Origin of the sequence: Flavobacterium sp. 9AF, assembly GCF_902506265.1 — a bacterium.
Classification (GTDB): domain Bacteria; phylum Bacteroidota; class Bacteroidia; order Flavobacteriales; family Flavobacteriaceae; genus Flavobacterium.
Map to the genome: position 1 here is coordinate 20,355 of NZ_LR733628.1, position 7,229 is coordinate 27,583.

Consider the following 7,229-nt stretch of genomic DNA (forward strand, 5'->3'; position numbering starts at 1 on the left):
CGAAATCGAAGATTCAACGGAGTTAAATAAATTCGTGATGACAAATCAAGACTTTTTAGACAGTCTCTGCTATAATGTTTTTTCTTACTTATGATTAATCATTTAATTTCAAAACGGCCATAAAAGCTTCTTGTGGAATTTCTACATTACCCACTTGACGCATACGTTTTTTACCTTTTTTCTGTTTTTCTAAAAGCTTTCTCTTACGAGAAATATCTCCACCATAACATTTTGCAGTTACATCTTTTCGCAATGCTTTTATGGTTTCACGAGCAATGATTTTGGCTCCGATGGCTGCTTGAATAGGAATATCAAATTGCTGTCTTGGGATTAGTTCACGTAACTTCTCACACATTTTTTTACCAATGTTGTAAGCGTTGTCTTCGTGAATTAATGCAGATAAAGCATCTACTTGATTAGCATTTAATAATACATCTAGTTTAACTAATTTCGAAACACGCATCCCGATTGGATGATAATCAAAGGAAGCATAACCTTTTGAAACCGTTTTTAAGCGATCATAAAAATCAAATACAATTTCTGCCAAAGGCATGTCGAAATTTAATTCGACTCTCTCTGTAGTTAAATAGGTTTGGTTTGTAATGATTCCTCTTTTTTCTATACATAAACTCATTACGTTACCCACAAAATCAGATTTTGTAATGATGGTTGCCTTTATGAATGGTTCTTCAACACGGTCTAATTTAGAAGGTTCAGGTAAATCAGAAGGGTTGTTTACAATAATAGCAGTATCTGGCTCTTTTTTAGTATAAGCTAAATAGGATACGTTAGGTACTGTAGTAATTACAGTCATGTCAAATTCACGTTCTAAACGCTCTTGAATGATTTCCAAGTGTAACATGCCTAAGAAACCACAACGGAAACCAAAACCTAGTGCAGCCGAACTCTCAGCTGCAAATACTAATGATGCGTCATTAAGTTGTAGTTTTTCCATTGAGGCACGTAAATCTTCAAAATCTTCAGTGTCAACTGGGTAGATTCCTGCAAATACCATTGGTTTTACATTTTCAAAACCCGTAATCATATTGGTTGTTGGATTTTTAGCATCAGTAATTGTGTCCCCAACTTTTACCTCTTTAGCTTCTTTTATACCAGAAACTAAATACCCTACATCTCCACTTGATATTTTTTGTTTTGGAACTTGATTTAATTTTAAAGTTCCTACTTCATCGGCAAAGTATTCTTTTCCTGTTGCCATGAATTTAATTTTTTGACCTTTAGATATTTCTCCATTAATTACACGGAAAATGACTTCAATTCCTCTAAATGGATTATAATGAGAGTCAAAAATTAATGCTTGTAGTGGTTCGTTTGGATCTCCTTTAGGAGCAGGAACTTTTTCGATAATTGCTTCTAATATTTTGTCAACGCCAAAACCTGTTTTTCCAGAGGCATGGATAATGTCTTCTAATTTACAGCCTAAAAGATCTATAATGTCATCACTAACTTCTTCAGGATTAGCACTTGGTAAATCGACTTTATTTAAAACAGGAATAATTTCCAAATCATTTTCTAATGCCAAATATAAATTAGAAATGGTTTGTGCTTGTATGCTTTGTGCAGCATCAACAATTAACAAAGCTCCTTCACAAGCGGCAATGGAACGAGATACTTCATAAGAAAAATCTACGTGTCCAGGAGTATCGATTAAATTTAAGATATAATCTTCTCCTTTATATTTATAATTCATTTGGATAGCGTGACTTTTTATGGTAATACCACGTTCACGCTCTAAATCCATATTATCGAGCAATTGAGCTTTCTCTTCTCTAGCTGATACGGTTTGAGTGGCACTTAATAATCGGTCTGCCAAAGTACTTTTGCCATGATCAATATGCGCAATAATGCAAAAATTTCTAATGTTCTTCATCTTCTAATGCTGTCAAATTTCTTACATACAGTATCCTGTATTAATCTGCAAATATAAATCAAAGTTTTAACATTCTTAGATTATTAACAGATAATATGTCTTGCTTAAACAATTGCTAAAGTTTGTAAATTATTATTTTCTAGCGTAAATTATTCTTATATTTGTAAGAAAATAATCTTATCATTATGAATTATGATAGAATAAAAGAAAAGCTGGAGATTTTAGCTGATGCAGCAAAGTATGATGTTTCTTGTTCTTCCAGTGGTGGTAATAGGAAAAACAAAGAGAAAGGATTAGGAAATTCTTCTGCTTCAGGGATATGTCATACTTATACGGAGGATGGGCGTTGTGTTTCTTTGTTGAAAATTCTCTTAACTAATTTTTGTATCTATGATTGTGCTTATTGTGTGACAAGAAAAAGTAATGATATACAACGAGCTGCTTTTACCGTTGAAGAAGTAGTTGATCTAACAATTAATTTTTACAGAAGGAATTATATAGAAGGGTTATTTTTAAGTTCAGGTATTTTTAAAAATGCCGATTATACTATGGAACGCTTAGTTAGAGTGGCTAAAAAGTTGCGTTTAGAACATAATTTTAATGGTTATATTCATTTAAAAACAATTCCTGGAGCGAGTGACGAATTAATGCGTGAGGCAGGTTTATATGCGGATCGATTAAGTGTCAATTTAGAAATACCAACAGAATCAGGGTTGAAATTATTGGCTCCAGATAAAAATCATCAACAAATGATTAAACCTATGGGGTTTGTGAAAAATGAAATTATTGTATATAAAGATGAAAAAAAGAAATTCAAATCGGTTCCTAAATTTGCTCCTGCTGGACAAAGTACTCAATTAATTGTTGGCGCTACCAAAGAGACCGATTTTCAAATCATAAAAGTGGCTGATCATTTTTACAATAATTTTAATTTGAAAAGAGTTTATTATTCAGGGTATGTTCCTGTTGCAGATGATTCAAGATTGCCTGCTTTAGGAACACAAGTTCCTATGGTAAGAGAAAATCGATTGTATCAAGCAGATTGGTTAATGCGTTTTTATGGTTTTAAAGCGGATGAAATTGTCGAAAGAAATAATCCTTTTTTAGACTTAGAAGTGGATCCAAAATTAGGTTGGGCTTTGCGAAATATCCATCAATTTCCTGTTAATATTCAGTATGATTCTCTTGAAATGATTTTACGTGTGCCAGGAATAGGTGTAAAATCGGCTTATAAAATTGTGCAAGCAAGACGTTTTCAGCAATTGACATTGGAACATATAAAAAAGATGGGTGTGGCAACTAATCGGGCAAAATATTTTATTAGTGTAATTCATTCTAATAAACATTTACAATTTTTAGATAGTTTGCATTTGAAAACCGTTATTTTAAATGAAACCAAAAGCAAGTTTGAAAAACAATTTAGCTCTCAAATCTCTTTGTTGAATGATTCAGCTTTCTTACGATAATACTTTTGAAGGTTTGTTGACAGTTATATTCGAAATTTACGAATATAAATATGTGGATGCAATTATAGTTAAAACAGAATACAATCAAAAGAGTCTTTTTGGTGAAAGAACAATAGTAATTACTAATGTCGATAAAGCCAATAGGGTATTAATAAAATTAGAATCGCTTTTAGGGAAAGAAGGCATAAGACAATTGTTGTACGCTTTTGCTTCAGAAGATGAAAGTGTAGAAAAGATTATTGCTAATGTTATTTTTTATGCCATTTCATGTAAAGGGAAAAATGTTTTACATGATTATTCTAATAATGATGTTTTACAATTATCAAAATGGGTAAAAAGTGTAGGCAGAGAAAAACATCGAATGGAAGCTTTTGTGCGATTTGAGTTGTTAAAGGACGAAATTTATTTTGCAAAGATTTGCCCTGATTTTGATGTTTTACCTTTAATTATTAATCATTTTAAAGAAAGATACCAAGATCAAAAATGGTTGATTTACGATGAAAGAAGAAAATATGGTATTTTTTATGATTTACATGAAGTAGAAATTGTAACCTTACCAGATCAAAATAAGTTATTTCAAAATAGAGATGCAATACTTCATGATACCGAAATAAACTATCAAAATTTATGGATTGAATATTTTGATCATACAAATATTAAAGAAAGGAAAAACACAAAACTTCATTTACAACATGTTCCTAAGCGATATTGGCGTTATTTAACAGAAAAGAGATGATGTATAAATTTGATAAGAATGATTTTTATTTAATTATTTTAAGTTTAAAATGTTCGTTTTCTGTCTTAAGAATTATGTTATAAGTGCCTTTTGATAAATCTTGTATATTAAATGGTCTTGAAAAAGAGGTAAACGTCTTTACTAATTTGCCATTCATATCAAATAAATCTAAAGATTTTAATACTGTATTTTTTGGTAATTTTAATTCAAAATAGTCTTTAGTAGGATTAGGAAAAACAAGTATTTCTTCTTTTGAAAAAAGGGCTATATTCAAAGTGGGTGAAACATTGACTATTACAGAATTAGGAGTGTATGTAATAGTCATAAATGAAGCATAAGCATTAGGGAAGTTAACGGTTGAAAATGTGCCTGTAATCCCATTGGTTGCTGTCATAATGGTGTATGAATCTCCAGCATTTGGTGTAAAACCATTTATAAATTCTATATTTAGAGTGCCACCATTTATGATGATTTGATTGCTAGAAGTAACTTGATCGTAATTTGTTGTAGTTTCTACTTCTATAATCGCTGTAGCAGTATTTTGATGGATGTAGTTGTTGTTAAATTGATAGGTTCCTACAGCATTTCCAGGAGATAAAATTCCGTCATTAAAAAAGGTTCCGTTATGCGATAAATTACTTCCTTTCCAAGTACCGTTGTTGTATAATGTACTTCCGTCTTCATCAGAAAAATGACCATTATTGGTAAAAATACCATTATTAGTAAAAACACTTCCTAAATATTTATTAAAATTTCCTGTGTTTAAAATGGTGCCATTTGAATTGGTTAGATTGGCATAATTGTAAAAACTACCTGTATTTTCTAAAAGATCAGTTATTACAGTAGTTCCTCCACCATTATTTATAAGTCCTAAATTTGTTGTGGAATAATTAATTGTAAAATTACCAATGTTTACAAAACTGGAATTAGGTTGAATAATTAATTGACCATTTGTGGTAAAAATCGCATTGTTATCAAAAACGGCATTATTGTAAATTTCAAAAACGCCAGGTGAAGTTGTGGTGATATCTCCAGAATTGGTAGAATTACGTTTAATCTTAAAGGTTCCCGAATTGAGAAGTACTGAATTAGTGTAATTTAATATCATAAAATCAAATATGGAATTTTCCTTATTTAAAAAAGTAGCATAATTATTGAAAATGCCATTGTTATTTCCATATACTATTGCAGAAGTATTGCTTTCATTCTGAAAAATATTTGTTGGGTCTGCTGGTTGATTGCTAAAAATACCATTAATTACAATAATACCTGAATTTGTAAAGACGTCTTCATTTTTAAATTCCCCTGTAGTTTCCACAAACAAATAACCATTATTATAATAGTCGCCTTTGTTTCTAAATGCTGAGCTTAAATTAGTTGTTATGCCTCCACTTGTTCCTGAATCTATATAGGTGTAGTTATTTATAAAAACATTATTGCCAATGCCTATATAGCCATTATTAAGATTTGTAATAGTTGCATAATTGCTGAAATTGCCATCAGTAAATAATAGTGAGACGTTACCACTTTGAACAATTGGATTTACATTTATTGAAGTGTGAGAATTGCAAGAACCATTTGGTGTACCTATAGATGTATTTGAGTTTACGTTCCAAACAGATCCGCTTGGGCATTGAGCAATTGTAAATGTGAAGCAAAGTAAAAATATAAAAGCGAGTACTTTATTTTTCATAATTGTTGAATTACAAAGGGTTAATTTGACAAATTTAAGATATTTATTGATTTGATTGATTATCAATGGTATTAATTGTGAATAATGCTTATTTTTGCAAAAAAAATGAATTATGCCCAAAATCGGCAATATAGAATTACCCGAATTTCCTTTGCTTTTAGCTCCAATGGAAGATGTGAGCGATCCACCTTTTCGTAGATTGTGTAAACTTCACGGAGCTGATTTAATGTATTCTGAATTTATTTCTTCAGAAGGATTAATTCGTGATGCCATTAAAAGTCGTCAGAAATTAGATATCTTTGATTATGAGCGCCCTGTGGGTATTCAGATTTTTGGAGGTGATGAAGAAGCGATGGCTATGAGTGCTAAAATCGTGGAAACGGTGCAACCCGATTTAGTAGACATTAATTTTGGTTGTCCCGTGAAGAAAGTAGTTTCTAAAGGTGCTGGTGCTGGTGTATTAAAAGATGTGGATTTAATGGTTCGCTTAACAAAAGCAGTTATAAAGAGTACTTCACTGCCAGTTACTGTTAAAACGCGCTTGGGTTGGGATGAAGATTCGATTAATATTGATGAAGTAGCTGAACGTTTACAAGATATTGGTGTACAAGCGTTAACGGTGCATGCAAGAACACGAGCGCAAATGTATAAAGGGCATTCCGATTGGTCTCACATTGCACGAGTAAAAAACAATCCAAGAATTACGATGCCTGTTTTTGGTAATGGCGATATTGATTCTCCTGAAAAAGCTTTAGAATACAAAAATAAATTTGGTTTAGATGGTATGATGATTGGACGTGCGGCAATAGGATATCCATGGATATTTAATGAAATTAAGCATTTTTTTAAAACGGGTGAACATTTACCTGTTCCATCTATGAAAGATCGAATTGATGCAGCACGTAATCATTTGATTTGGTCTGTAGAATGGAAAAATGAAAGAGTAGGTGTGGTGGAAATGCGAAGACATTATACTAATTATTTCAAAGGAATTCATGGTTTTAAAGAATACAAGCAAAAATTAGTCACAACTGATGGATTACACCAATTGTTAGATGTCTTCACCGAAATTGAACAGGTGTTTGCTGATTATCAGTTTGTTTGATCTTGTTGAATTTTGATATAAAAAAGTTTGCTCTAATTCAAATCCATTTTATATATTTTACTAAATGATGAGGCTATCAAAAAAGACAGTAGCTATTTCATGCTGTTTTTATAATTTGATATCCAATGAAATTATGTTTGTATTTGATCTTATTCCTATCTAGAATTAAACATTTATAAAATCAAATAAAATAGCAATCATGACTTCTTGACTTTTCGGACAGCCTCATTAAATTTTGTGCTTTTAACTAAAAATTAATTATGAATTTATCAATTTTTAATTAAAAATACTTTTAAAAAATCCTCTTTTTTTAGTCATTGGACCATTTTCTGTAGAAT

The 7,229-nt window shown here is 31.0% G+C and carries 5 protein-coding genes; 3 read left to right on the top strand and 2 right to left on the bottom strand.

The window, feature by feature from the left end; genetic code table 11:
- Window positions 1-94 precede the first annotated feature (94 nt).
- A complete protein-coding gene (gene lepA, locus HALO113_RS18960) occupies window positions 95-1,891 on the bottom strand; it encodes a translation elongation factor 4 (protein WP_159780716.1) in 1,797 nt (598 codons plus the stop codon).
- Window positions 1,892-2,076: 185 nt separating this feature from the next.
- Between lepA and HALO113_RS18965 the strand changes: the two genes are divergently transcribed.
- Window positions 2,077-3,357, top strand: a complete 1,281-nt coding sequence (locus HALO113_RS18965) for a putative DNA modification/repair radical SAM protein (protein WP_159780717.1) — start codon at window positions 2,077-2,079, stop codon at window positions 3,355-3,357.
- The gene (locus HALO113_RS18970; RefSeq protein ID WP_159780718.1) at window positions 3,335-4,093 is read left to right on the top strand and encodes a TIGR03915 family putative DNA repair protein; all 759 of its coding nucleotides are present in this window, start codon (window positions 3,335-3,337) and stop codon (window positions 4,091-4,093) included. Before HALO113_RS18965 ends, HALO113_RS18970 begins: the two co-directional genes overlap by 23 nt.
- 25 nt (window positions 4,094-4,118) lie before the next feature.
- On the opposite strand, the gene HALO113_RS18975 is transcribed toward HALO113_RS18970, so the two are convergent.
- Complete coding sequence (locus HALO113_RS18975) at window positions 4,119-5,786, bottom strand: T9SS type A sorting domain-containing protein (protein WP_159780719.1); 1,668 nt, start codon at window positions 5,784-5,786, stop codon at window positions 4,119-4,121.
- Window positions 5,787-5,898: 112 nt separating this feature from the next.
- On the opposite strand from HALO113_RS18975, the gene dusB reads away from it, so the two are divergent.
- The gene (gene dusB, locus HALO113_RS18980; RefSeq protein WP_159780720.1) at window positions 5,899-6,891 is read left to right on the top strand and encodes a tRNA dihydrouridine synthase DusB; all 993 of its coding nucleotides are present in this window, start codon (window positions 5,899-5,901) and stop codon (window positions 6,889-6,891) included.
- Window positions 6,892-7,229: the final 338 nt, after the last annotated feature.

Excerpts from the sequence above, each read along its gene's own strand:
- lepA (WP_159780716.1), bottom strand. The coding sequence starts at position 1,891 with ATGAAGAACATTAGAAATTTTTGCATTATTGCGCATATTGATCATGGC.
- HALO113_RS18965 (WP_159780717.1), top strand. The coding sequence starts at position 2,077 with ATGAATTATGATAGAATAAAAGAAAAGCTGGAGATTTTAGCTGATGCA.
- HALO113_RS18970 (WP_159780718.1), top strand. The coding sequence starts at position 3,335 with ATGATTCAGCTTTCTTACGATAATACTTTTGAAGGTTTGTTGACAGTT.
- HALO113_RS18975 (WP_159780719.1), bottom strand. The coding sequence starts at position 5,786 with ATGAAAAATAAAGTACTCGCTTTTATATTTTTACTTTGCTTCACATTT.
- dusB (WP_159780720.1), top strand. The coding sequence starts at position 5,899 with ATGCCCAAAATCGGCAATATAGAATTACCCGAATTTCCTTTGCTTTTA.